The organism is Alcaligenes sp. MMA, from assembly GCF_020907215.1.
Taxonomy (GTDB): Bacteria; Pseudomonadota; Gammaproteobacteria; order Burkholderiales; family Burkholderiaceae_B; genus Alcaligenes; species Alcaligenes aquatilis.
On record NZ_JAJJPP010000003.1, the window covers coordinates 220,589 to 247,020 of the forward strand.

At 56.2% G+C, this 26,432-nt stretch carries 21 protein-coding genes and 1 tRNA gene; 7 read left to right on the plus strand and 15 right to left on the minus strand.

Annotated features, from left to right (window positions below; all coding sequences use genetic code 11):
- Positions 1-49: 49 nt before the first annotated feature.
- The 6 genes from LNA76_RS13570 to tyrS all read right to left on the minus strand — a co-directional run bounded on the left by LNA76_RS13570 (position 50) and on the right by tyrS (position 5,468).
- Positions 50-140 (minus strand) — tRNA-Ser (locus tag LNA76_RS13570).
- A 360-nt stretch (positions 141-500) separates the two neighbouring features.
- Positions 501-1,649, minus strand: coding sequence for a bifunctional diaminohydroxyphosphoribosylaminopyrimidine deaminase/5-amino-6-(5-phosphoribosylamino)uracil reductase RibD (gene ribD, locus LNA76_RS13575; protein WP_094197703.1), 1,149 nt, complete (start codon positions 1,647-1,649; stop codon positions 501-503).
- A 4-nt stretch (positions 1,650-1,653) separates the two neighbouring features.
- Complete coding sequence (nrdR, locus tag LNA76_RS13580) at positions 1,654-2,115, minus strand: transcriptional regulator NrdR (RefSeq protein WP_230019271.1); 462 nt, start codon at positions 2,113-2,115, stop codon at positions 1,654-1,656.
- A gap of 36 nt (positions 2,116-2,151) precedes the next feature.
- The gene (gene glyA, locus LNA76_RS13585) at positions 2,152-3,402 is read right to left on the minus strand and encodes a serine hydroxymethyltransferase (protein WP_094197705.1); all 1,251 of its coding nucleotides are present in this window, start codon (positions 3,400-3,402) and stop codon (positions 2,152-2,154) included.
- A 184-nt stretch (positions 3,403-3,586) separates the two neighbouring features.
- Positions 3,587-4,222 carry a YbhB/YbcL family Raf kinase inhibitor-like protein gene (locus LNA76_RS13590; protein ID WP_094197706.1) on the minus strand — a complete coding sequence of 212 codons (636 nt, stop codon included), beginning with the start codon at positions 4,220-4,222 and terminating at the stop codon, positions 3,587-3,589.
- Between the two features lie 19 nt (positions 4,223-4,241).
- On the minus strand, positions 4,242-5,468 hold the full coding sequence (gene tyrS / locus LNA76_RS13595; RefSeq protein WP_230019272.1) for a tyrosine--tRNA ligase: 1,227 nt from the start codon (positions 5,466-5,468) through the stop codon (positions 4,242-4,244).
- Between the two features lie 241 nt (positions 5,469-5,709).
- On the opposite strand from tyrS, the gene LNA76_RS13600 reads away from it, so the two are divergent.
- The gene (locus tag LNA76_RS13600) at positions 5,710-7,077 is read left to right on the plus strand and encodes a M23 family metallopeptidase (RefSeq protein WP_094197708.1); all 1,368 of its coding nucleotides are present in this window, start codon (positions 5,710-5,712) and stop codon (positions 7,075-7,077) included.
- Positions 7,078-7,080: 3 nt separating this feature from the next.
- Positions 7,081-8,178: an anhydro-N-acetylmuramic acid kinase gene (locus tag LNA76_RS13605; RefSeq protein WP_230019273.1), complete on the plus strand. Its 1,098-nt coding sequence runs from the start codon at positions 7,081-7,083 to the stop codon at positions 8,176-8,178.
- Between the two features lie 384 nt (positions 8,179-8,562).
- Here the strand turns inward: LNA76_RS13605 and erpA are convergent, their stop codons facing one another.
- The 7 genes from erpA to pmbA all read right to left on the minus strand — a co-directional run bounded on the left by erpA (position 8,563) and on the right by pmbA (position 15,068).
- Positions 8,563-8,931, minus strand: coding sequence for an iron-sulfur cluster insertion protein ErpA (erpA, locus tag LNA76_RS13610; RefSeq protein ID WP_003801826.1), 369 nt, complete (start codon positions 8,929-8,931; stop codon positions 8,563-8,565).
- Positions 8,932-9,011: 80 nt separating this feature from the next.
- Complete coding sequence (locus LNA76_RS13615) at positions 9,012-9,749, minus strand: DUF6776 family protein (RefSeq protein ID WP_159086149.1); 738 nt, start codon at positions 9,747-9,749, stop codon at positions 9,012-9,014.
- A 35-nt stretch (positions 9,750-9,784) separates the two neighbouring features.
- On the minus strand, positions 9,785-10,843 hold the full coding sequence (argC, locus tag LNA76_RS13620; protein WP_094197713.1) for an N-acetyl-gamma-glutamyl-phosphate reductase: 1,059 nt from the start codon (positions 10,841-10,843) through the stop codon (positions 9,785-9,787).
- Positions 10,844-11,002: 159 nt separating this feature from the next.
- Positions 11,003-11,395 (minus strand): 30S ribosomal protein S9, encoded by a 393-nt coding sequence (gene rpsI, locus LNA76_RS13625; RefSeq protein ID WP_094197714.1) that lies wholly within the window; start codon positions 11,393-11,395, stop codon positions 11,003-11,005.
- A 9-nt stretch (positions 11,396-11,404) separates the two neighbouring features.
- A complete protein-coding gene (gene rplM, locus LNA76_RS13630) occupies positions 11,405-11,833 on the minus strand; it encodes a 50S ribosomal protein L13 (RefSeq protein ID WP_094197715.1) in 429 nt (142 codons plus the stop codon).
- Positions 11,834-12,313: 480 nt separating this feature from the next.
- Positions 12,314-13,417, minus strand: coding sequence for a TRAP transporter substrate-binding protein (locus LNA76_RS13635; protein ID WP_230019274.1), 1,104 nt, complete (start codon positions 13,415-13,417; stop codon positions 12,314-12,316).
- Between the two features lie 283 nt (positions 13,418-13,700).
- Positions 13,701-15,068 (minus strand): metalloprotease PmbA, encoded by a 1,368-nt coding sequence (gene pmbA / locus LNA76_RS13640; RefSeq protein ID WP_121739586.1) that lies wholly within the window; start codon positions 15,066-15,068, stop codon positions 13,701-13,703.
- 66 nt (positions 15,069-15,134) lie between these two features.
- Here pmbA and yjgA point away from each other — a divergent pair, with 66 nt between their 5' ends.
- Positions 15,135-15,689, plus strand: a complete 555-nt coding sequence (gene yjgA / locus LNA76_RS13645) for a ribosome biogenesis factor YjgA (protein WP_094197718.1) — start codon at positions 15,135-15,137, stop codon at positions 15,687-15,689.
- Positions 15,686-16,354: an alpha/beta hydrolase gene (locus tag LNA76_RS13650; RefSeq protein ID WP_094197719.1), complete on the plus strand. Its 669-nt coding sequence runs from the start codon at positions 15,686-15,688 to the stop codon at positions 16,352-16,354. The genes yjgA and LNA76_RS13650 overlap by 4 nt, the downstream gene beginning before the upstream one ends.
- Positions 16,355-16,415: 61 nt before the next feature.
- Here LNA76_RS13650 and LNA76_RS13655 read toward each other — a convergent pair whose 3' ends face one another.
- Positions 16,416-18,494 (minus strand): CocE/NonD family hydrolase, encoded by a 2,079-nt coding sequence (locus tag LNA76_RS13655; RefSeq protein ID WP_230019275.1) that lies wholly within the window; start codon positions 18,492-18,494, stop codon positions 16,416-16,418.
- A 186-nt stretch (positions 18,495-18,680) separates the two neighbouring features.
- Positions 18,681-21,152, minus strand: coding sequence for a bifunctional acetate--CoA ligase family protein/GNAT family N-acetyltransferase (locus tag LNA76_RS13660; protein WP_094197720.1), 2,472 nt, complete (start codon positions 21,150-21,152; stop codon positions 18,681-18,683).
- Between the two features lie 653 nt (positions 21,153-21,805).
- Here LNA76_RS13660 and mgtA point away from each other — a divergent pair.
- The 3 genes from mgtA to LNA76_RS13675 all read left to right on the plus strand — a co-directional run bounded on the left by mgtA (position 21,806) and on the right by LNA76_RS13675 (position 26,355).
- Positions 21,806-24,508: a magnesium-translocating P-type ATPase gene (gene mgtA / locus LNA76_RS13665; protein WP_230019276.1), complete on the plus strand. Its 2,703-nt coding sequence runs from the start codon at positions 21,806-21,808 to the stop codon at positions 24,506-24,508.
- 129 nt (positions 24,509-24,637) lie between these two features.
- Entirely contained in the window at positions 24,638-25,717 is a 1,080-nt protein-coding gene (locus LNA76_RS13670; RefSeq protein WP_166727080.1) for a sensor histidine kinase, read from the plus strand.
- A complete protein-coding gene (locus tag LNA76_RS13675; RefSeq protein WP_094197722.1) occupies positions 25,714-26,355 on the plus strand; it encodes a response regulator transcription factor in 642 nt (213 codons plus the stop codon). Before LNA76_RS13670 ends, LNA76_RS13675 begins: the two co-directional genes overlap by 4 nt.
- The last annotated feature ends 77 nt before the right edge of the window (positions 26,356-26,432 follow it).

A 26,432-nucleotide genomic window follows, 5' to 3' on the forward strand; every position in this document is an offset into this window, starting at 1 on the left:
CACCCAACAAAAAGCCCCCGCACATTGCTGTGCGGGGGCTTTTGAATTCTGGCGGACAGAGGGGGATTCGAACCCCCGATACGCTATAAACGTATACACGCTTTCCAGGCGTGCGCCTTCAACCACTCGGCCACCTGTCCTACTTGCTTTTTCTGGCCAAGCAATTTGAAGCTGCTAATGCCAAGTCCATAATAATAGCAGCACTTATCCTTATAAGGCAAGTGCTGAAATTTTTTTGGGCTAAGCCTTGTTGCTGAGTGGTTACTGACTGCTGAACCGTAGGATAAGCCTGGTCTCAATTTATCGTGAGTTCGGACTCTTGGCCTGCTTCTAAAGAGACGATTGATACTGCTCGGCAGACTTAATCAAACGACCATCGGCACTTGCCTCAAGGCCACAGTCAAGGTGATAGGGTCGGAAAAACGGTAGGCTCAAATTCACAGGCTTGAAGGCATGCTCTTTGCAATATCTGGCCGCCAGGCCGAACAGCAATACCTGACTTATTCCGAGTCCGGCGGATACGCCCCACCGACGGCTCGCAGCAAGGCTTCCCAATGATCGCGTTGGCGTGCCAGAACACGCAGATCGGCACCTAGCAAGCGCACATCGGTAAACTCGAACGGCTCTACATCGTCCAGCCCGGCCAGCTCGGTAATATCGGCCACGCCTCGTCCCTGCCCCAGAATCTTGGGGGCCAGGTACATCAGCAACTGGTCAACCACACCTGCATCAATCAAGGCACCAGAAAGACGCGCCCCTGCTTCTGCGTGGACTTCGTTGATCTGCTGATCTGTCATCCAGTCCAGAACGGCGCGCACATCCACCTGACCTTCGTGCAAAGGCATGGGAATGACTTGTGCATTGCGATCTGCCAACTCGGCTTCGCGTTCGGGATCCCGACGATGGCTAAATACCCAGCAAAGCGTGCCATCCAGCAAGGCAGCATTGGGGGTCAGACGCAAATGCGTGTCCAGTACGGCTTTGATGGGTGGACGTGGCGTAGAAACCGCCCGTACATTCATTAGCGGATTGTCCGCGTTAACCGTACCTATACCCGTCAACACGACACAACTGCGAGCGCGCCAATGATGACCATCGTCACGCGCCTGCGGCCCGGTAATCCATTGAGAGCTGCCATCGGGCAAGGCACTGCGGCCATCCAGCGAGGCGGCCATTTTCATCCACAACCAGGGGCGTCCACGTGTCATGCGGGCAAAGAAACCAGCGTTGATCGCCAGCGCTTGCTCGACGCACAAAGGGCCATCTACCGTAATTCCCGCCTGACGCAGGCGAGAAACACCATTGCCTGCCACCAAGGGGTTGGGGTCGTACATGGAAAAGACGACTCGTCCGGCACCAGCCTTAATCAAGGCATCGGCACAAGGAGGCGTGCGTCCGTGATGGCTGCAAGGCTCCAGAGTGACATAGAAAGTAGCACCGGCCACATTGACGCCGCGCTCCTTGGCTTGGCGCAAGGCCATCACTTCAGCGTGAGGCCCACCCGCCTGCTGCGTGGAACCTGAAGCCAGCAATTGGCCATCGCGCACAATCAGGCAGGCGACTCGTGGATTGGGAGCACTGATATACAGGGATTTTTCGGCCAGCTCCAGGGCTTGCCGCATCCAGATGACGTCTTCTTGCTCGACCATCGCCTTAGCCGCGGTCGGGATCGTTCATTTCGTCGATCGCCTGTACGAACTCGCGGATGTCCTTGAAGCTCTTGTAGACCGAGGCAAAGCGCACATACGCCACCTGGTCCAGTTGCTTGAGCTCGGCCATGACCAGCTCGCCTATGGTCTCGGAAGAGACTTCGCGCTCGCCAGTCAGTTGAAGTTTTTCTTCGATGCGCTGCACGGCGGCATCGACCTGAGCCATGGGGATAGAGCGCTTGCGCAGTGCAACACCCATGCTCGCCCGCAGACGTGTGGGATCAAAATCCATACGAGTGCCATTGCGCTTGGCCACGACGGGCAGGCTCAGCTCAGCACGCTCGTAAGTCGTGAAGCGCCGTTCACAGGCCGAGCATTTGCGACGTCGCCGTATGGCGTCGCCTTCTTCGGTGATTCGAGAGTCGATCACCTGGGTATCGGCATGGTGGCAGAACGGACACTTCATTCAAGATCGCGGGCCTTGCGGCCCGCTCCGGCTGGATTACTTGGAGGAGTAAACGGGCAACTTGGCAGTCAGCTCGTGTACACGGCGACGAACGTCCGCCAAAACGGCTTCGTCGTGAGGGTTGTCCAGTACATCAGCAATCAGATGCGCCGTCAATTCCGCTTCGGCTTCCTTGAAACCGCGAGTGGTCATGGCAGGCGTACCCAAACGCACACCGCTGGTGACAAAGGGCTTTTCAGGGTCGTTAGGAATGGCGTTCTTGTTGACCGTGATGTGAGCCTTGCCCAGCGCTTCTTCGGCCACCTTACCCGTGATGCCCTTGGGACGCAGGTCCACCAGCATCACGTGACTTTCTGTGCGACCGGACACGATACGCAGACCACGCTCGACCAGAGTGCGAGCCAGCACGTCGGCGTTCTTTACGACCTGAGCAGCGTAATCCTTGAACTCAGGAGCCAAGGCTTCTTTAAAAGCAACGGCCTTACCGGCGATCACGTGAATCAGTGGACCACCTTGGATACCGGGGAAAATAGCCGAATTGACGGCCTTTTCGTGCTCGGCCTTCATCATAATGACGCCACCACGAGGACCGCGCAGGGACTTGTGAGTCGTAGAAGTCACGAAGTCAGCGTAAGGCACAGGGTTGGGGTAAGCACCACCAGCCACCAGACCAGCGTAGTGAGCAATGTCCACCATGAACAAGGCACCGTTCTCATGAGCAATACGAGCCATGCGTTCAAAGTCGATGCGCAGGGCGTAAGCCGAAGCACCACCGACGATCAGCTTGGGCTTGTGCTCTTTGGCCAGACGCTCCAACTCGTCGTAGTCCAGCTCTTCGTTCTCGTCCAGACCGTAGGACACGAAGTTGTACAGCTTGCCCGAGGCATTCACGGGGGAACCGTGGGTCAAGTGACCGCCTTCAGCCAGGCTCATGCCCAGAACGGTATCACCGGGCTTGAGTACAGCCATGTACACGCCCTGGTTGGCTTGCGAACCGGAGTTGGGCTGCACGTTGGCCGCTTCAGCACCAAACAGCTCTTTCAGACGGTCGATAGCCAATTGCTCGACCACATCCACGAACTCGCAACCGCCGTAGTAGCGCTTGCCAGGATAACCTTCCGCGTATTTGTTGGTCAGTTGTGTGCCCTGGGCCTGCATCACGGCGGGGCTGGTGTAGTTTTCCGAGGCGATCAGCTCGATGTGCTGCTCCTGGCGCACATCTTCGCTTTGGATCGCAGCCCAAAGATCGGGATCAACTTTGTCAAGAGTCGCAGAACGGTCAAACATGAGGGTTCCTAAGGATAAAGTAGGTAGCAAACTAAGAAAGCAATATTTTAGCGCGGAAGCGCATCAAACCACCCAGACAAACGTCTCCGGTGGCAGAAACCCCAAAAAATGCGGAAATAAGTAAGGCGGCAGCGGGCGGACTCAAAAGAATATGAAAAAAACTCAAATAGTCCGCCCAGGGCAATCAGGGCTGCTGAATCAAACGGGGATTCACGGTATATAGGCCGGTCAGGGATGCACGGCCCAGAATATGGCCTTCCATGGCGCGCAACACATCCTGACCCGTAAAGCGCCCTTCCAAAGGAAGCTCGGCGATATCCAGGGCATAGACCGTAAAGACATAACGGTGCGGCAAGGCATCGTTCCACGGCGGGCACGGGCCATCGTAGCCAAAGTAATCACCGTTCATGTCGCGGTCGCTGGCAAACCAATTGGTAAAGTCATTGACGCCCTGGCGCGTATCGTCCAGAGCCAGTGGGCCGGCTTTACCACGTGGCGTGATGCCCTTGGAATAAGAGCCTTCTGCCAGGCTACGCAGCTCGGGCGAGACGTTAATCAAGACCCAATGAAAGAAATCCACCCGAGGCAAATCCGCCGGTACCTCACGCCCGTCCTGATTCACATCGTCCGGCTTACTAGGGACATCGGGGTCGTGGCAAATAACCACGAAAGATTGGGTCTGCTCGGGAACATCGGACCATTCCAAATGCGGATTGGCGTTACCGGCCAAGGCGACTCTCGATTGTGCGTCGTAACGGCAAAATGCCAGACGCTCGGGAATCACGCTCTGATCTTGAAAAGAATCACTACGCAGTTTCATTGCAGACCTCCACAATCAATCAGCCGGTCAAAGTGACTCGCGCAAACTTGCGCTTGCCCACTTGCAGCACATAGCTGCCCGGCTCCAGTTGTAAACCTTTATCGTCCACACGTTCGCCATTGATGCGCACGCCGCCCTGCTCCACGTTGCGCTGGGCCTCGCTACCGGAAGCAACCAGACCCGCTTCGCGCAAGACGCGCAACAAGGCCAATTCACCGGCCACGGTCACCTCGGGCATATCTTCGGGCATTTCGCCACGGCGGAAACGGGCATCGAACGTTTCCAGTGCCTGCGCGGCTGCTTGGGCGCTATGGAAACGTGTGACGATCTCCTGTGCCAGCTCCACTTTGACTTCACGTGGGTTACGGCCTTCTTCGATCTGCTTTTGCAGACCGGCAATATCTTTCAGACTACGGAAAGACAACAGCTCGAAGTAACGCCACATCAAGGTGTCGGAGATGGACATCAATTTGCCGAACATGGAATCCGGCGTTTCACTGATACCAATGTAATTGCCTTTGGATTTGGACATTTTTTCTACGCCGTCCAAACCCACCAGCAATGGCATGGTCAAAATACATTGCTGTTCCTGACCATATTCTTTTTGCAATTCACGACCAACCAGCAAATTGAATTTCTGATCGGTGCCGCCCAATTCAACATCGGCTTTCAATTGAACGGAGTCGTAGCCCTGCAATAAGGGGTACAAAAACTCGTGCACCGAAATAGGTTGATTCGCTTTAAAGCGTTTGGTGAAGTCATCACGCTCCATCATGCGGGCTACGGTATAACGCGAGGCCAACTGAATCATGCCGCGCGAACCGAGCTTATCGCACCATTCCGAGTTATAGCGAACTTCGGTACGGGCCGGGTCCAGAACCAGTGCAGCCTGATCGTAATAGGTCTTGGCGTTGGCAATAACCTGTTCCGGCGTCAAAGGCGGGCGAGTCGTGTTGCGCCCGCTAGGATCGCCAATGGTTGAGGTGAAATCACCAATCAAGAAAATGACGGTATGCCCCAAATCCTGCAGTTGGCGCATCTTGTTGAGCACCACCGTGTGCCCCAGGTGAATGTCAGGAGCCGTGGGGTCCAGCCCCAGCTTGATACGCAAGGGTTGCCCCGTTGCATGGCTGCGCGCCAGTTTGCGAGCAAACTCGGATTCGACGAGCAATTCGTCGCAGCCGCGTTTAACGATGGCTAAATCAGCCAGGACTTCTGGAGAAAGGGGCTCTGAGGGGGATGACATAACAAATCTGGTGACAAACTAATGAGTAAAAATGCTCGAAAAATTAAGCCTAATGCGCTAGGATAGCCTGCTATTGCGAGACGTGCTTAATAAATGAGCAAGGTTTCGTAAACAAACTATTTTATCATTCCCGCGCAGGTCAGATTGCCAGGGCAGGAATGTTCTGTCCGCCCAGTACAACTGACCTCCGCTTGCCAGCCAAGCGGACAGTAAACCGTACATCCAACAAGGTTCTGGTTTTATGTTCAGCAAAGGGAAACGCTCCTGCTCCCACCTCGACATCCACCAGCCTCGGTTCGCCCGAGCCCTAGTTATCCGCACCGGTTTGATCGCGCTTGCCCTTGGCTCCTTTGTCGCTGCGGGTGCGCTTGCCGTGGTCATGCCCAGCAGCCCGGAACCCCAGATTTACCAAGCCCGCACTGCCTTGACCCTGCCTTCGGAGCTGACGGTGCTACAGGCTCAGGACCAGCAAGCCTACATTACTGAAACCCGTATCCGCCGCGGCGACACCTTGTCCGCCCTGCTCCAGCGCATGGAAGTCAGTGAAGAAGGGCTATTGCAATTTCTGACGCATGATAAAAAGGCGCGTTCGATCTACAAGCTGTACCCAGGTCGAGCCATACAAGCCGCACTGGATGCCAACGGCAATTTGCAGTGGCTGCGCTACCGTCATACCCCCTATTCCGAGCAATCCGGCCAAGGCCAAGCCCGCTGGCTGGAAGTGCGCCCTGATGGCAATAACGGCTTTATCGCCCAGGAACAGAGCGATCTGGCCCAAACCCGAGTACGAGTGGCCCAGGCCACCATCAACAGCTCGCTGTTTGGCGCCAGTGATCAGGCCGGTATCCCCGACAACATCACCCTGCAAATGGCGGATGTGATGGGCAGCAAAATCGACTTTCTGAAAGACCTGCGCAAAGGCGACAGCTTCCGCGTGGTCTACGAATCCTACGGCCATGAAGGCCAGGACGTAGGTTCAGGCCGCTTGCTGGCAGTGGAGTTCAATAATCAGGGCAAAACCCATGAAGCTGCTTGGTTCCAGCCCGAAAACGGCTCTGGTGGCTATTACGATTTCAGCGGCCAAAGCCTCAAAGGTGCTTTTCTGCGTACGGCCTTGAAGTTCACCCGTATCAGCTCGACTTTTGGTGGTCGCCGCCATCCGGTGCATGGCGGCTGGCGTAACCACAAAGGCGTAGACTATGCAGCACCCTCTGGCACCCCCATCCATGCCACGGCAGATGGCACAGTGGAATTCATAGGTCGCCAGAACGGTTACGGCAACACCATCATTCTTAAGCATCACGGTCAGTTCACCACGCTGTACGCCCACCAAAGTCGCTTTGCCGCTGGTCTGCGCAAAGGAGACCGCGTAGAACAGGGTCAACTGATTGGGTATGTTGGCTCGACCGGCTGGGCAACAGGTCCGCACCTACATTACGAATTCCGAATTGCCCAAAAAGCCGTTGACCCTCTGTCGGTAGACCTGCCAGTAGCCCGCGTCCTGGATGCGCCGCAGCGCAAACAGTTCCAGCAGACCCTGGCTTCCTACCAGAGCAACTTTGCCTTGCTGCACACAGATGCTGAACCCGTAAAGCTGGCCAGCCGCTAAACCATGCAAGCCCCCCTGTTTATCGGACTGATGTCCGGTACCAGCATGGACGGTGTGGATGCCGTACTGGCATCCTTCGGTCCGCAGGGGGCGCAAGTACACCAAACCCATAGCCTGCCCATGCCAGCCGCTCTGCGAGACGAGCTGCTGGCTTTGCAGCATCCCGAGCACAATGAACTGGCCCGCGCCAGTGTTGCCGCCCTGCAGTTGACAGAGCTCTACGCCCAGGCTTGCCAGCCCTGGACCCAAGGCCCAGAGAAAGATCTGATCCGGGCGATTGGTGTACACGGGCAAACTATCCGCCATGCGCCCGACCAGGGCTACACCCTGCAATTGAATGCCCCTGCCCTGCTGGCCGAGCGCTGCGGAATAGATGTGATTGCAGATTTCCGCAGCCGAGATATTGCTGCTGGCGGCCAAGGCGCACCCTTGGTGCCTATTGTTCATGAGGCGCTGTTCCGTCACGAACACGGGCGCGTCATTCTGAATCTGGGCGGGATTGCGAATATTTCCTTGCTACTGCCTGGTTGTGATGTTTTTGGTTTTGATACTGGTCCGGCGAATATGCTGCTGGATGCCTGGGTGAACAAACATCAAGGCCAGTCCTACGACAAAGACGGGCAATGGGCCAATAGCGCCGTCTCTGACCCTGCCTTGCTTGCCAGCCTGCTGAGCGAACCCTGGTTTGCTTTGCCTGCGCCTAAATCAACAGGCCGTGATCTATTTAACTTGGGATGGCTGCAGGAGCATCTGGATCGTATCGATCCGAAAGGCGAGCTTCAGCCTGCTGTGGTGCAATCCACTCTGATGGATTTGACCGTACACAGCGTTGCGCAGGCCATTCAGCCTTACTCAGATCATATTCAGGACTTGATTGTGTGCGGCGGTGGCGCAGCCAACCCCGCCATGCTGAAACGCCTGGGCGATCTGGTGGCGATACCAATCCGTTCCAGCGCGGAACTGGGCATGGATCCGCAATCCATCGAAGCACTGGCCTTTGCCTGGCTGGCCTACGCGCATATCGAGCGTATTCCTGCCGGGCTGCCCGCTGTAACAGGCGCACGGCGCGCGACGGTGCTGGGTGCCTGCTATCCGGCTTGATCGGTATTTTTAGCCTTGCCTAGCAACAATAGCGTCTCGGACTCATCATTCATTGCTCGGAACTACGCGATCAGACTGAATCCGACAAGGCCTCTTTCCTCCTACACCACTAAAGAAGCACAAGTGTTTTCTGGCTAGAGCAGTCAACAATTGATCCGTTTCCAGGATTGAGCTATTCCGCTTCTCTGGCCGACCTCTGAATAGACGCCCACCACTCGACTCATCCAGCCAGGCTCTTGCGGGTCACGTCCTTACACCCCAAAGCCCCCCTCAACACCCCCCCACAAAAAAAACACCCCAGACCCTGCATTCAGAGTCTGGGGTGTTTTCCTACAAACCTGCTAAAGGCAATAACGCCAAGCAATCAGCGCCAGCCTTGCCTTCTTACATCGTGAAGGACGAGCCGCAGCCACAAGTGGTTGTCGCATTAGGATTACGGATAACGAACTGAGCACCGTCCAGGTCGTCTTTGTAATCAATTTCTGCGCCCACCAAGTATTGGAAGCTCATGGCGTCAACCAGTAATTGCACGCCGTCTTTATCAATAATGGTGTCGTCGTCGTTAACCAGCTCATCAAAGGTGAAGCCGTACTGGAAGCCGGAACAGCCGCCACCTTGCACGAAGACGCGCAGCTTCAGTTCGGGGCTGCCTTCTTCAATCAGGAGCTCACGGACCTTCTCAACCGCTGAATCGGTAAAAATCAGTGGGGAAGGAGGGGCTTGCAGATCAACGGATTCGGTAAGAGTGCTCATGTGGTTCTCCTGCCGGCCCCCGCCGGCATGAATAATTATCATGTGATCGCCTTGCACATGACCACCCGCGGGTAAGGTGATTAGTCTGGCGGGGCGATTTTTTCCTGGCGAGAAGCACGGATAACGCTTCCTTCCAGGACGTTCAGCGTCAAGGCGGTGGGTTCAAATCCTGGCGGCAAAGCCAGCCAACCCATAGCGCGCTGAAACTGGTTGAAGTTTAAAACCAAAGGATCGATCTGTTCTACAGACGACTCTGTCAGTACCGAGTCCGGCCCGGAACTGGGTGATAAATCGATTTTAACGTTTTTTCCGTCTTGCCGCCCAGTCAGCTGAAACTGCAGGCGACCTGAAAAAGTCTTTCCTTCTGGGGCGTTACGCTGCAACAACACCTTGTACTCCAGCAAATCACCCCTTTGGACAACATCCATAGCCCGAACAGTAACAGAACCACTGGGACCGGGCGGGAGCAACTGCTCGTAAAAGGCCAACTGCTCACGTGTCTGCGCCAGCTCAGCCTGAGTAGACGACAAGGACTTTTCCAGCCCCTTACGTGTACTCTCTTCCAGCACCAATTGCCCGCGCAGCACCTCAAACTCGGTTTGGATCTGCTGCAGGGATTGCTGACTACGCGCCAGATTCTGCATCGCCAGCTGAATTTGTTCGGACTGGTCACCAGCTTGAGTCAGACTGCGGTAAAGCCACAGCCCACCGCCGCCCAGAAGCACTCCCAGTAAAACGGCCAGCCCAATCGTCGCCACCCCACCCCGCGAACGGGGAGGAGCGAGTGTATGAGAATGGGTTTGCGGTGATTCAGCCATAAATATTTGACCTATTCACCAAGGCCAAGTTCCCCTTAAGGCAAAATAGCAACGTGCTTCAAGCCGGTTTGCTCGGGCAGGCCGAACAAGATATTCATATTCTGCACAGCCTGACCCGACGCACCCTTAACCAGGTTGTCCTGCACCACCAGAATGATCAGTTGGTCGCCATTGCCAGGACGCTGCACGGAAATACGTAGCTGGTTAGAAGCACGCACCGAGCGGGTTTCTGGCAGGGTACCGGCAGGCAGCACGTCCACAAAAGCTTCTTTGGCATAGCGCTGCTCGTACAAGGCCTGGAAGTCTGTATCCATGGCTTCGGGCTTGATGCGCGCATAGATCGTGGAGAACATGCCACGAATCATAGGCACCAAGTGGGGCACAAAGGTCAGACCGACCGGACCACCAGCAAGGCGCTGCAACTGTTCCACAATTTCCGGATGGTGACGGTGACCCGACACGCCATATGCCTTGAAGTTATCACTGGCTTCGGCAAACAGATTGGGAACCGAAGCCCCTTTACCAGCACCGGACACACCGGATTTGCAGTCTGCAATCAGATGTTGGGTATCAACCAGCGCGCCTTCCAACAAGGGAGCCAAGCCCAGCAGCACAGTAGTGGGGTAGCAACCAGGGTTACCAATAACCTTGGCTTGAGCAATCTTGTCGCGCAGCAGCTCTGGCAAACCATAAGCCGATTGACTCAGGATGTCCGGGCAACTGTGCTCCATCTTGTACCACTTCTGGAACACGTCCGTATCTTGCAGGCGGAAGTCCGCAGCCAGGTCAATAACACGTACACCCGCTTCCAGCAGACGTTCGACCTGACTCATGGCCACACCATGCGGAGTAGCAAAAAACACCACGTCGCACTGTTCCAGATTGGCGTTTTCAGGGGTAGAGAACTTCAGATCCACATGGCCACGCAAGTTCGGATACATATCCGAGACCGGCACACCATCCTCTTTACGCGAAGTAATGGCGACCAGTTCCACCTGGGGGTGCTGACTTAACAGACGCAGCAGCTCGACCCCGGTGTAACCTGTACCGCCAACAATCCCTACCTTGATCCGGGTATCGCTATGTGTAGCCATGAACTTTCCTGAAAGAGAGACGAGCAAAAATTCTATCTTAACGTAGTCCTGCCTGTTCTGAAGCACCTGACCGGGCGAAGCAGGACAAATGTAGCCAGCAAACAAAAACCCCGGACAGGTCCGGGGTTTTTGAGCACCATAAACAGGTCGCGAGGCGAATTAACGCTTGCTGAACTGTTTGCGGCGACGTGCTTTGTGCAGACCGACTTTCTTACGCTCAACTTCACGAGCGTCACGAGTCACCAAGCCAGCTTGTTTCAGTTCTGTCTTCAGTGTTGCGTCGTAATCGATCAGAGCGCGGGTGATGCCGTGACGGGCAGCACCGGCTTGGCCGCTTTCACCGCCGCCATGCACGTTGATCTTGATGTCGAACGATTCAACATGGTTGGTCAGCACCAATGGCTGACGCACAATCATGCGACCCGTTTCGCGAGCAAAGTATTCGTCAACAGGCTTGCCGTTGACTACGATTTGGCCCGAACCCTTCTTGATGAAGACACGAGCGACGGAGGTCTTGCGACGGCCCGTACCGTAATTCCAGTTACCGATCATGACCTATCCTTAGATGTCCAGAGTTTTAGGCTGTTGAGCACTATGAGGATGCTCGGCACCAGCGTAAACCTTCAGTTTCTTGGCCATGGCGTAGCCCAGAGGGCCCTTAGGCAACATACCCTTGACGGCCTTTTCAACGGCACGGCCAGGGAAGCGCTCTTGCATGGTTTGGAAGTTGGTTTCGTAAATACCGCCTGGGTAATTCGAGTGACGATAGTACTTCTTATCCTGTGCCTTGTTACCGGTCACGGCAATGTCAGCAGCGTTGATGATAATGATGTAATCGCCAGTATCAACGTGAGGGGTGTATTCGGGTTTGTGCTTACCACGCAAACGGCGTGCGACTTCGCTGGCCACACGACCAAGGACTTTGCCTTTAGCGTCAATCACAAACCAGTCACGTTTGACTTCAAGCGGCTTGGCCACGAAGGTCTTCATGATGGTTCCTAAATATTAAAATTCTGGGTCAAAGCAACATGCCTGGCCCATACAATCCACCCGCTTTCTCAAGCCAGGCAGCTCCATTTGACCCTGCCAAGACGTTATATTCCGCCCGTGCATTTATGCCAAATAGCTCGCCATAATAACATAAATAGTGGATAACACTAGGGTTTTGTACAAAAACACAGGTTTTTTGCCACATCCGAGGGCGCTCTCATAGAGGGAAAACGCATTTTGGGATCTGCACACTCCTTCAGCAGCATTGGGAGTCTTTGCCGGATTTACACCAGAAACCTCCCCAACCCCCAAAAAGTTTCGCCTGCCGCCTACCTCTTTGGCTCTTAATGATCCGGCCAAACCTTTGCTCCAGAACACCAACCATCAAAAAACCCCTGCTTCCAACTGGAGAAACAGGGGTTAACAAGGCTAGCCTGTCGAGTCCGCACAGATTGCTCTGCCCGGACCCAGGTACTGGGATCAGCCTTTTTTCCGGTTCGCCAAAGCGATGCCCAGGTAGTTGTCGTAGGAACCTTCAGCGACACGGAACCAAGGCACGATCGCGTCACGAAAGCCCATGTAGTCGTCGTGAATCTTCTTGAACATGGGATCCTTGTCGCAGAATTCCTTGTACAAAATATTGGAGGTCTTGAAAGCCTCGTCCATCACATCACGTGGGAACGCTTTCAGGACAGCACCGCTGGCAATCAGACGACGCAATGCAGCCGGGCTTTGCGCGTCATACTGACAAATCATGCGTTCACCAGCTGCACGCGAAGCCGTTTCAATCAGGGCCTGGTATTGCTTGGGCAGTGCCTGGAAAGCGGCATCGTTCACGTACAGCGACACCTGAGCCGAACCTTCCCACCAACCGGGGTAGTAGTAGTACTTGGCCACTTTCTGGAAGCCCAGCTTTTCATCGTCCACGGGACCGACGAATTCCACGGCGTCCAGTGTGCCTTTTTCCAGCGATGGGTAAATATCGCCTGGCGGCACTTGCTGAGGCACCACACCCATGCGGGCCAGCACTTCACCGGCAAAACCGGCGGTACGCATCTTCAGACCTTTCAGGTCTTCCAGGGAATTGATTTCCTTGCGGTACCAACCGCCCATCTGGGTGCCGGTATTACCGAAAGCAAAGTTGATGATGTTACGGGTGGCGAACAGTTCACGCAGCAGCTTGGTGCCGTTGCCTTCCTGCATCCAGGCATTCATCTGACGAGCGTTCAGGCCAAATGGCACCGCTGTGTCAAAGCTGAAAGAAGGATCTTTACCGTAGTAGTAATACGAGGCCGTCTGACCACATTCGACCGTGCCATTGCTAACAGCGTCCATCACACCAAAACCGGGGACGATTTCACCCGCAGGGTACAGACGGATATTGAAGTTGCCATCGGAGGCTTCCTCAACCATCTTGCAAAACGCCTGGGCAGTCGAAAACAGAGCCGGGGTAGCGGGACCGTAAGTCGAGGTCAGCTTCCAGTTAACCTTGGGATTGCTTTGGGCAATAGCAGGGGCAGCAACAGCGGCGGTACTGGCTACGACGCCAAGACCTGCCTTTTTCAGAAACGAGCGACGCTGCATGAATAACCTCCTTGTGGGTATTCGACGAAAATGGGGAAATATTTTTATGCTATGGATAGTACACTGGCGCGCCCCGAATGGGGTGCGGTGAAAGCCCGGATTATCCCGCAAATTCGGCCTTATCTTGCCGGGCCTTTGACCTGGAGCCTATGCCAGACACTACCTGCAACACGGCCTGAACCACAAATAACTCCGAATTCAGGCCATCATCCTCTTGTCGCTGACGGGCCGCTTGCCTGAGCCAAGACATCACAATCTGGCCAGGTACTCCAGACAGCAGCTATCAGGAACCGGCCACCGACATCTGTTCAATCAAGATGGAACCCGTGCGCTTGGAACCGGCGGCAAAGGTATCGGCACCCACAGCCACAATCTGCGCGAACATCTCGGCCAGATTGCCCGCAATCGTGACTTCCTCGACCGCATGCTGAATACGGCCATTCTCCACCCAGTAGCCAAAGGCACCCCGCGAGTAATCGCCTGTCAGGTAATTAATGCCCTGGCCGATCAGCTCGGTAACCAATAAACCACGGCCCATTTTCTTCAACATGGCCTCCAAATCGTCCTCGGGACGGGTCAGACGCGAGCTAAGCAGCAAGTTGTGCGAACCACCGGCGTTCCCCGTAGAGGGCATACCCAATTTACGACCTGCGTAGGAGGACAAGAAATACCCTTTCAGCTCTCCGCCACGCACAACATCGCGGTCGCACGTACGTACGCCTTCCGAGTCAAACGGCGCACTGCCCATAGCGGCCGCCAAATGCGGGCGCTCCAGCACATCAATGTGTTTGGCCATGACAGACTTGCCCAGCGAGTCCAACAAGAAACTGGTCTTGCGATACAGGGCCGACCCGCTGGTGGCCTGCACCAGGGAACCAATCAAGCCTACCGCCAGCGGAGCTTCAAACAAAACCGGATAGCGGCCAGTAGGAATACGGCGGGCCGACAGACGCGACAAGGTACGCTCGGCCGCGTAACGGCCAACCGACTCGGGACTGGCCAGACGGGAAGGATCACGCGAGCTGCTGTACCAGTAATCGCGGTGCATATGATCACCCTTGCCGGCAATGGGGCTGACACTGAGCGAATGACGGCTGTAGGGATAGCCACCCAAAAAGCCGCGGCTGTTGCCCATCACAAAGTGCCCTTCCAGCGTATCGACCGACGCACCTTCGGAATTGCTGATCAGTGGGCTTAGCTCCAGCGCGGCTTGCTCGGCACGGATCGCCAGCTTGGTCGCCTGATCGGCATCCAGCATCCAGGGGTGATGCAAGTGCAGATCGGGATAGCTCTGGGCCAACATGTCTTTTTCAGGCAGACCGGCGAACGGATCTTCAGCGGTATAGCGGGCAATATGCCAGGCCGCCTCCACCGTTTCACGCAGCGCCTTGACTGAAAAGTCCGAGGTCGAGGCCGAACCACTGCGCTGGCCTGCGAACACCGTCACACCCAAGGAGCGGTCTTGCGTCTGCTCTACCGTTTCCAGTTCCATCTGGCGCACCGAGACGGCCAGACCTTTGTTTTCTGAAATATCGACGGCAGCATCACTGGCGCCCAGTTTTTTGGCATGCCGCAGCGCCTCGTCTACCAATTCGCAAAACTGGAACTGATTGGCACTGATCGACAATTGGGAAATAGTTGGATGACTCATTGCTACTCTTTGAGGGTTAGGCGGTTATCATAGCCAATTGGCGACAATCTTTGCTATTTCACTTCTATGGCCCGTCCACGCACTGAAATCGATGAAAACGGTTACGACCGCCCCAGCAAATCGCAGGTAAAACGCGAAATGCACGCTCTGCTTGACCTAGGCAAACGCCTGATCGAGCTCTCGGACGACCGACTCAAACAACTTGATCTAGGCGAGTCCTTAATGGCCGCCATCAAGGATGCCAAGCGCATCAGCCCGACGGCCCGTGAAGGACGCCGCCGTCAAATCCACTATGTGGGCAAGCTGATGCGCAATGTGGATCCCGAACCGATCCTAAAGCAACTGGACGTCTGGGAAAACGGCTCCAAGGAAGACACCCGTGCCATGCACAGGCTGGAAGCGCTGCGCGACCTGTTGTTGCGTGATGACGACGCTCTGACTGAATTCATGAATGAATTTTCCGGCGCCGATATCCAGCAATTGCGCACCCTGATTCGTGCTGCACGCAAAGAGGCGGAGAAAAATGCCACACTGGTACAAGGCCAGGATCCACAGCGCAAACACTACCGCGCCCTGTACCAGTACATCAAGACCTTGGTAGATCTTTCGGAGTCCGCATGAACCCGCTGCTTGAGTCGATTGAAATTGAAACCGGTGCCAATCCCCAGCATGCCGTTATCTGGCTACATGGTTTAGGTGCCGACGGCCACGATTTTGCCCCTATCGTGCCAGAGCTGGGCCTGCAAAACGCCCCCGCTATCCGTTTCATTTTCCCGCACGCCCCCATCCAGCCCGTCACCATCAACGGCGGCATGGCCATGCGTTCCTGGTACGACATTTATGTAGCTGACCTGGTACGTCACGAGGATGAAAGCGGACTGCGTAAATCTCAGATCGAGGTGCAAAACCTGATTGCACGCGAAAATGCCCGTGGCATTCCTACCGAAAACATTGTGCTGGCCGGTTTCTCGCAAGGCTGTGCCATGACCTTGCAAACCGGACTACGCTTGCCCGAACGTCTGGCCGGCATGCTCTGTCTGTCCGGTTACCTGCCTTTGGCCGCAGCAGTAGAAAACGAGCGCCATCAGGCCAATCAAAACACACCTATTTTCATGGCGCATGGCAACATGGACCCAGTTGTGCCGCTGACCCGTGCCGAAGCCAGCCGTCAGCAGCTGGAGGCCATGGGCTATCAGGTGCAATGGAATGTCTACCCCATGCCCCACGCGGTTTGCCCGGAAGAAATCAGTGCGATTGGTCACTTTCTGAAGCAGGTACTGCGCTAATCAGCTCACAAGAAAAAAACGCCGCTGCAATCACAGCGGCGTTTTTTCTTGATTCAGCTTTTTATTGATACACCCGAGCGATACGCTCCTGCCATCTCTTTTCCCGAACCAGCACCCCATCCTCCTTTAGCACCCGCGTAAATGTCAGGTAGAAATAAGACTCATCGGACTCGATCCGGGCTTGGGCGGACATATCGATCTCCCGCCCCTGGATGCTAAACACATTGCGCCGATCGCCCTGATAGCGCGCCTTGGCGGGTGCAGCATCGTTGACCTCCCAACGATACATTTCCTCGGAACGGTATAAATTGTCATTCAACACCCAGCTAAGCTCGTTGCTGGTCGTAAAGATCGCATCACCCGTCTCTTCGTTACGGACGCTGCTGAATACAGGACCGTCGCCGTCGATAGTGCGACCAAAGGGAGCCGCTTCGCTAGCCTGGGGTGGCGACATGATGCAAGCCTGCGTGCCCTGCTCCCGCACAGGCACCACCGGTAAATCCACCCAGGTATCAACCCCCGGAAACAGACTGGTGACACCCGCCGTCGGGCTGGGCCAGACCATGGGAAACTGCGCATTGCTTACCGCCAAACGAATGCGATGGCCCGGCTTGAAACGCCATGTGGTGAAGTGAATGGAGGTCTCCAGGTTGGTCGCCTCACCCGGCACCAAGGCCTGAGGCTCCAGACGCGAAACACGCTGAGAGGGATTGATGATTGCCCCGCTGACCAAAGAAACCTGCCCATCGGGGGCCACATCTTCCAGCCGTACCGTCCATTGATAAAAAGGCGCATCAGCCGCTACCTTCAGGCTTACCTTGGGCATGCCCATGATTTCCATGGCCTGGCTCAAAGGTGCGGAATCATAAACCAGGCTATGGGCATCGTCGGCTGACATGTCCCCCGTCTGCTCGCCCCACCAGCCGCCCCCCGCCAAACCCGTTCCGGCCTTGTAAGGTAAGGTCTGGGCCAAGCCTGAGGCAGGAGCAATAGCCGCCAGTTGGTGCCCGGCTTGAGGATGCAGGCGTTCAGTCCTCGCGCCCTCCACGGGCCATTGCGAATCGCAGCGCCAATAACCAGGCACGGTTTGCCGATCTGTAGCCGGAGCATGGCCGGTACGCATAAAGGCCATCCGGCGGGGTTCATCCAGAATCCCGGTATCTATATCTTTAAGCCAGTAGTCCCACCAGCGCACCGCCTTCTCGCGCCACTCATAATTCGGGCCAGGTACACCATACTCCGGCCAGGCATGGTTCCAGGGTCCCATCTCCACAATCACAGGGGCTTTCGAGGTTCGACTGACATCCAGCGCAAAATCGCGATAACCATCCAGCAAGCCACCAATCAAATAGGCCGGCACTTCCAAAGGCTGCTTCTTGAAGGCCAGAGACTCGGCGCGCCAGAAATCTCCGTCCTGCTGTTGACGCAGCCAGGTAAAAATCCAGGGCTCGCGGTCAAAACGGTTCTTGAAGTACTCCTGATCAATCCGATACTCCGGACTTTGCGGCATGGCGTTATCGGTATCAATCTGGTGCGCATAGGAGTCGATATGCAAGGCACCATCAATATAGTGAACGTCGTTGTAGAACAGATCGGTAGAACCGTGTGCCGCAATAATGGCCTTGAGTGCAGGCGGTTTTCTGTGTGCTGTCATCAAGGAATTGAACGCACTCCAGGACAAGCCATACATACCCACCTTGCCGTTGGACCAGCTCTGGCGGGACAGTTGATCAATCAGCTCCTGGGCATCTGCAATCTCGGCAGCGGAATATTCGCTGACAGGGACCGGGCCAGTACTACCTCCCGTGCCACGCACGTCGACCCGCGCCACCACATATCCCCGCTTGGCAAAATAAGAGCCATACTCGTAGTCACCCAGCGCAAAAAAATCGTCCTTGCGATAGGGCAGCATTTCCAGAATGACTGGGAAGGTTTCTCCCGGTGCTTTGGCCAACGGTCGGTAATACGTCACCGCCAGGCGCACGCCATCCCGCATTTCCAAGCTGTCGTTCTCCAGGGAGAACTCGTAATGGTTTTTTTCTGACGACATCGTTGTCTGCCCGGAACAAGCCAGCAGACCGCCAATCAAGAACAAACCAAGCAGCCATCGCTGCACAGCAGCCAGATTCAATCGCATCATTGTGTCCCCGGTATAAAGTGCCGTCGGTGTTGAGCACCATCCATTGATGTGGCGGCAGCCGCGTTCAAACGCTGTGCTGCCTGCCATCACGAGCGCATCATAGTCCCGACACCGTTGAGTGAGTCGGGACATTAGGGGCACAATTAAACGGGTATTTCCCTGACAAACGGATTGAGCTGTCTGTGCTTAATCCGATCGACGCGTCTCACCCAGGTCCAACCAGACACGCCGCATACTGGGGTCCTCCGGATCCGCATCGTTCTGAAAACCCAAGCGCTTCATCAAGGCTTGCATAGGCGAGTTGGAAGCCAGCACATAGCCATCGATATAGGTCAGCCCTTGCTCGGCAGCGGCCTGGATCAGCGCCTCCATCAAGATCACGCCCAGACCGCGCCGCTGCCAGGCATCCCCTATCACCAGGGCATATTCCGCCCCCCGGCCATCGCCATTACGAAGATAGTGGGCAAAGCCAATAATCTCGTCACGGGGATGGTTACGGTTATCAGGATTGGGCGAACGCACGGTAGCAATCAGCGCCAGTTCCCGGTCGTAGTCGATGCGGGTGTAGCGGGACAGCATGCGTGGTGTCAGTTCACGCAGCATGGACACAAAGCGCATGTAGCGGCTTTCATCCGACAGGCCGCGCATAAAGGTCTGCAGGGCCTCGGCATCCTCGGGGCGGATGGGGCGCAAGGTCCAGCGCTGTCCGTCCTTGAACTGACGCCGTTCAATCATGTTGCGCGGATAAGGATGAATCGCCATGTGACGATAGCCGGCTGTCTCAGGCAGCACCAGCATGGACTGCTTGCTCAAGGAGATCGAGATACTCTTGATGTACAGGCTGTTCTCACCCGCCATAATGGGATCGAGCACCACACGACGCACGCCGGGCAGCTCACTCATCAAGTCCGACAAACGCTCCAGCACCTGCAACAACTGCGTCAATACCAAGGGCGTCAATTGCGAGGACAAGCTCTTGCGCCACAAGGGACTACGCTCGACCAATTGGCGCGCCAGATAACGGTTCAAGGGTGGCAGTTCCACCGCCGGATAGGACGAAGAAAGCCAATCCGCGTGATCGGCCCCACCAAAGACCGCATAAGGGCCCAACTTGTCATCGGTTTCAAAGCGCAGGCCCATGGGCGGAACATCGGGATCAGGTTCACCCTGATCGTGTGTCACACGCAAGTCGACAACCGGCACGTGAAAGTAGCGCAGCAAATCGCGACACTCCTGCTCGCTGGCCTCGCGGCGCTCGCTTTGAATCTGGCGCACCAATTCACGGGCAGGTTCTACTTCCGGCAAGGTGCCCAGCGGCAAAGGCGGCAAGGTCTGCTGCGACAAGTGCTGGTTGTAGTGATAGCGGGCCAGCAAGTCGAACGCATTGGCTGCGGTATCCGGAGTCCGGAAAGCCGGCGTCCCCACCCCATCGAGCAAATGACGCAAGGGCCGCATATCCGCATCCCCAATCAAACACGTGATGATGGGCTTGCGAGCACTGGCCGACAACATGGCCAACTCACGCGATACCGCCGGCATATCGGCCAAAGGGTCCGGGGTCAACAAGACCAGCACCCCGTCAATATCCTTATCGTCCAGCAAGGTGGAAATGACCGAGTCGATACGCATGGGCGTCAGTGGTACATAGGTCACCACTGGATTCTGAACCTGATCGCCAGGGGCCAGCAGGTTGTCCAGCGCCCGCTGGGTCGAGGGCGAGAGCTCTGGGCAAGTCACTGCCGCATCCGAACCCAGAACATCCAGGGCCATCTGCGCCGCACCGTTCCCATTGGAAAACAAAGCAATACGCCGCCCTTTGGGGCGACGTGTATAAACCAGCACTTTCAGAGCCGAGAACAACTGCACGAAGTAACGAATGCGCACTGCCCCTACACGTCGCATCAAGGCATTGAATACCGCCTCGTGGGCCTCGCCTTGCTGACGCTGGCCGCCTACCTTCAAGACCACCACCGGTTTGACCGCCGCCACCGCGTGCAAGGCACTGGTGAAACGGCGAGACGCGGGCGTATGTTCCAAATACAGCGCAATACTGTCCGTGCGCGGGTCCATGGCCAGATATTCCAGCACCTCGGGCACATCGATAACGGCCTCGTCCCCCACCGACACAATCGCAGAGAAACCCAGGCTGACATCTTCGGCCCAGTCCATCAAGGCCGAGGTAATGGAACGCGACTGAGATACCAGAGCCACACGGCCCGCCAGTGCCATTTGTGGCTCGTGGCTTAAATTGATGCCCAGATGCGGCCGCTGTATTCCAAAGGCACGTGGCCCCAATATCAGACAATTATTAATGCGGGCCCAGGAGCGCGCATACACCATGTCTTCCATGGGATCGCGGGAGGCCAGGTTCGAGGGCAGGAGCAGGACCACACGGGGTTTGTGTACCCGGATCGCATCCAGAGCCTGCGGCAAACGCACCGGCTCAATACAAACCAGCGCCAGATCCAGGCGCTGTGTCTCCGTCAATCCTTCCAGACGATCCGGCACTTGCACTTGCGTGGCGGTTATACGAGCCTGCGTGATCCGTCCAGCCAATCGGGCTGGCACCTCTTTGAACAGAGGCATAGGCAAGGTGGAGACGACCAACACCGAACGGGGCTCAAACAATGCTGTCAGACGATGCCTTAGGGCTGCCATGATTGTTCCGCCATAAGAAAACCACACACCAAAATAATGAATCCCCTCATCTTAAGCACAGCTGTCTACAAATAAAAGAGACTAGGCCAGCTATCTCTGTCTTGCATCATGCCGTCAGTTTTTACCCTGGAGCAGGCCGTTCATATACTTTCGTATAGAAACCATACGCCAATGCCTGGGGAAAAACGGCTCAAAGCCAGTCGCAAAGCGGCTTGCAAACCGTAAAATAACATTCGTTCGGAAAGCAGGAACGTTCATTTCCTCTGACAGGAAAAACACACTATGTCCAACGACGACAGTCGAAGAAACAGGCTGCACAGGCCCCTCAGACACACCTGATCCGCTCGGTTGTCTGCTGATAGGGCTTGCGCAGCACGATCAGGAGTCAACCATGCACCGCATTATTCATACAGAACCGATCCGGGCCTTTGCGCCTTGCCGATCGCCACTTGCTACACCGTGCCATACCGAGTGCGCTGTCCCCAGCCATCGCCCCGCTCTTGCCTGGCGTAACAACACAGCCTGACGCTGACTAAATAAATCCGCTTGTTCTTACCTGTAGTCTGCCGACCCTCAAACCGGTCGGCAGGATCTGCTGCGTCCATCTCTTGGGATGGACGGCACAGTCACGCCTGTACCCCAGGAGCATTACCATGAGCATTCAACAACACCGTTCGCCACTGCGTTCAGTGGACAACGACGCCAAGCTGCGTACGGCCACCGAAACCGGGCTTAGCCTGGAGACAACCCTGGCCGCTGTGCAAGCCAATCTGAACGGCCTGACCGACGCCCAGGCCTTGAGCCGCCTGACCGAATACGGCCCTAATGAGGTCGCCCGGGACAAGCCTGCCCACGCCCTGGTTCAATTGGCCCTGGCCTTCAAGAACCCCTTTATTGCAGTGTTGATGGTGCTGGCTGCGGTCAGCGCCGTCACCGACATCATCTTGCCCATGCGCTCGGGCGAAGAGGTGGACTACACCGGCGTGCTGATTATTGTGGTCATGGTCACCTTGAGCGGCCTGCTGCGTTTCTGGCAAGAGTATCGTTCCGGCAAAGCCGCCCAGACCCTGAAAGCGATGGTGCGCACCACCGCCAGCGTACAACGACGCGCTACCGTGTCCAGTGCCACGGTCATACGCGAAATCCCCATGAGCCAGATCGTGCCCGGCGATATTGTGCGCCTGTCGGCTGGCGACATGATCCCGGCAGACCTGCGCCTGATCGAGTCCCGCGACTTGTTCGTCAGCCAGGCTGCCCTGACAGGAGAAGCCCTGCCTGTTGAAAAGTACGATGTCTTTAGCGCCGTCAGCAGCAAGAGCGCCTCTGCTTCCAGCTCCCAGGCCAGTGTGCTGGAACAGAATAATATGTGCTTTATGGGCACCAACGTGGTCAGCGGTACGGCCACGGCTGTGGTTGTAGCCACCGGCGCCAAGACCTATTTTGGTTCGCTGGCCAAGGCCATTGTGGGTTCACGCACCGAGACCTCGTTTGACCGGGGCGTAAACAGTGTTAGCTGGCTGCTGATTCGCTTCATGCTGGTCATGGTACCCATCGTGCTGCTGATCAACGGTTTCTCCAAAGGCGACTGGACCGAAGCATTCCTGTTCGCGCTGGCCGTTGCCGTCGGCTTGACCCCTGAAATGCTGCCCATGATTGTGTCCTCCAACCTGGCCAAAGGTGCAGTCGCCATGGCCAAGAACAAAGTGGTGGTCAAACGTCTGAACGCAATCCAGAACTTTGGTGCCATGGACGTGCTGTGTACCGACAAGACCGGCACCCTGACACAAGACCGCATCATTCTGGAACACCATCTAGGCCTGGATGATCGCAACAGCCCACGCATTCTGGAACTGGCCCTGCTCAACAGCCTGCACCAAAGCGGCGTGAAAAACCTGATGGATCAGGCGGTGCTGCGCTTTGCAAAGCAAACCCCCTCTGCCTTGCAAGCTATTGGTTCCTACCGCAAGATCGACGAACTGCCTTTTGACTTTGTACGTCGCCGCCTGTCGGTTGTCGTACAGAATCCGCAGGGCGAACAGTTCATGGTCTGCAAAGGGGCGGTGGAAGAAATGCTTAGCATTGCCACCCACGTGCAAGAGGGCGATCAGCGTTTGCCACTGGATACCGAGCAGCGCGCCCGTCTGCTGAAAATGGCCTACCGCTACAACTCGGACGGCTTCCGTGTCTTGCTGATTGCCACTCGCCGTATTCCCCTCGAACAGGCCAAAAACCGTTACGAAGCCCAGGACGAACGCGAGATGACCGTGCAAGGCTTGCTGACCTTCCTGGACCCCCCAAAGGAAAGTGCTGCCCAAGCGATTGCCGCCCTGACCGAGCACGGTGTGGCCGTGAAAGTCCTGACCGGCGACAACGAAATCATTACCGCGAAAATCTGCCGTGAAGTGGGCCTGGCACCCGGCAAGCCTTTGCTGGGGCCTGAAATCGAGCTGATGCAAGACCCCGATCTGCGTTGCGCTGTCGAGCGTCACTCGGTTTTTGCCAAGCTCACGCCCCTGCAAAAATCGCGTGTGCTCAAAGCGCTGCAGGCCAATGGGCATACCGTCGGTTTTCTGGGTGACGGCATCAACGACGCCCCCGCCCTGCGCGATGCCGACGTGGGGATCTCGGTTGATAGCGGCACGGATATTGCCAAGGAATCGGCAGACATCATCTTGCTGGAAAAGAACCTGCTGGTTCTGGAAGAAGGCGTGATCAAAGGCCGCGAGACCTTTGGCAATATCATCAAGTACCTGAACATGACGGCCAGCTCCAACTTTGGCAATGTGTTCTCGGTGCTGGTGGCCAGTGCTTTCATTCCCTTCCTGCCCATGTTGGCCATCCACTTGCTGATTCAGAACCTGCTCTACGATATCTCCCAACTGGCTTTGCCCTGGGACCGCATGGACAAGGACTTTCTGCGCAAACCCCGCAAGTGGGATGCCAAAAATATTGGCCGCTTCATGATCTGGATTGGCCCGACCTCGTCCATTTTTGACATCACTACCTTTGTCTTGATGTGGTACGTGTTTGGGGCGAATACGCCTGAACTGCAATCGCTGTTCCAGTCCGGCTGGTTTATCGAAGGCTTGCTCTCGCAGACGCTGGTTGTTCACATGCTGCGTACACAAAAAATCCCCTTCATCCAAAGCACGGCGGCCCTGCCTGTGATGCTGATGACCTTCCTGATTGCCGCTGTCGGCATTTACCTGCCCTTTTCCGGTGTGGGGGCCATGGTTGGCCTGCAGCCTTTGCCTTGGGAGTACTTCCCTTGGCTGGTCGGCACCTTGCTGGCGTACTGCCTGGTCGCACAGGGTATGAAAATGCTGTACATCCGCCGCTTTGGCCAGTGGTTCTAAACCTGACAGGCCTGGGCTCCCACCCGTCCTGTCGGGAGCCCAGACCTGGATAGGCAATCAGATACAAGCCCAGGTATATGATGACGACACGAAAGATACGATCCTGCTGCCTGCCCCCACACGAAAGACATGAAACCACCTTTTAGCGTCTTGTCGAGCAAAACCTACCGCGCCTTGGCCCTGACCGGCATTTGCATTTTGATGGCGTTGGTCTTTATTGCCGATACCATCACCAACTACGCTATCGCCGCTGCGGTCTTTCATACTCCGCTGCTGCTGATAGCAATTCGTTTTCTGTCGGCCCGACAAGTCATTACCCTGGCAAGTTTCAGTATGGTGCTGACCGTGGTCAGCGTCCTGTTAACCCGTGCGGGCGACTACGAGGTGGGTCTGATCAATACCGGAATCAGTCTGGTTGCCATCGCCATCACCACGTATCTGGGACTCAAGCTCAAATCCGTGCAGGCAGCCGCACATGAAACGCGCGAACATTTGCTGCGCTTATCCCGTTTGACCACGCTGGGCCAGCTCAGTACCTCCATTGCCCATGAGGTCAGCCAGCCCCTGGCAGCCATCAACAGCAGCACCGGTGCCTGCCAGCGCTGGCTGCAAGCCTCGCCGCCAAATATAGAGAAGGCACAGGCTGCCGCACAGCGGATTGCGGACGACGCCCAACGTGCCAAAGATGTACTGGACCGGGTGCGCAGCATTACCCGCAACGAAGCCCCAACCAGCAGCGCTTTTGATTTGAATCTGGCCTTGACGGAACTACTCAAGCTGTCAGATGGCGAGATGCGGCGTCAGCATATTGATCTACGCCTGGCCTTGCAATCCGATCTGCCCCAGGTCTTTGCCGATCGGGTTCAGATTCAGCAAGTGATGGCCAATTTGCTGCTCAATGCCATCGAGGCCCTGTCACCCGCCTCGGACTTTCATGCGGCTCGTATCACGATAGAAACCCGCCTCTTGCCCGGCGATAAACCGCAAACCAGCAAGGTGCTGTTTTCCATTAAAGACAATGGTCCCGGCTTGTCGGACACGCAGTTACCCCAATTGTTTGATACGTTCTGGACCACCAAGGCTACCGGTCTGGGCCTGGGCCTGACCATCAGCCGCAGCATTATTGATGCCAATAACGGCCATATCTGGGCCACTGACCAAGCTGATGGCGGTGCTGCCTTTCATTTCACCTTACCTTTGGCGCCATGACAGATCATCTGGACTCTTCTCTGAACACGCCCACGGTCTACATCATTGATGATGACCCCTCCATTCGCGCCGCCCTGGACGACTTGCTGGCCAGCGTGGGGGTGAACGCACTGAGCTTTGCCTCTACGCGGGATTTTCTGGCGCATCCCTTATCTGACGCCCCCGCCTGTCTGGTGCTGGATGTGCGCATGCCCGAGCAAAGCGGCACGGACTTTCATTTACAGATGGAGTCGCGCGGGCTGCACATGCCGGTCATCTTTATTACGGGCCACGGCGATATTCATATGGCGGTCAAAGCCATCAAACACGGGGCCTGGGATTTTCTGACCAAACCTTTCGGGGATCAGGCCCTGATTGACGCCGTGCAATCGGCTTTGGCCGCGGATGCGCAACGCAAGGAACAGGCCAAAGCCCAGATGAGCTTGCAGCAACGCTGGGACAGCCTGAACGCGGGCGAACGTGATGTGTTTGTACGCGTGGTGCAAGGCCTGCTGAACAAGCAGATCGCTGCCGAGCTGGATGTGAAGGAGGTCACAGTCAAAGTGCGACGTGCCCGCGTCATGCAAAAAATGCAGGCCGCTTCGCTGGCGGAGCTGGTGCGCCAGTTCGATCAGCTCAATACGGAAACAGGCCAGTAGGACACTTCTGCGCGGTGATTCTTTCTTAGTTGACGCGCTGGGTTAAAATACGCAGATTCGGTCCCGTATGCGGGCTT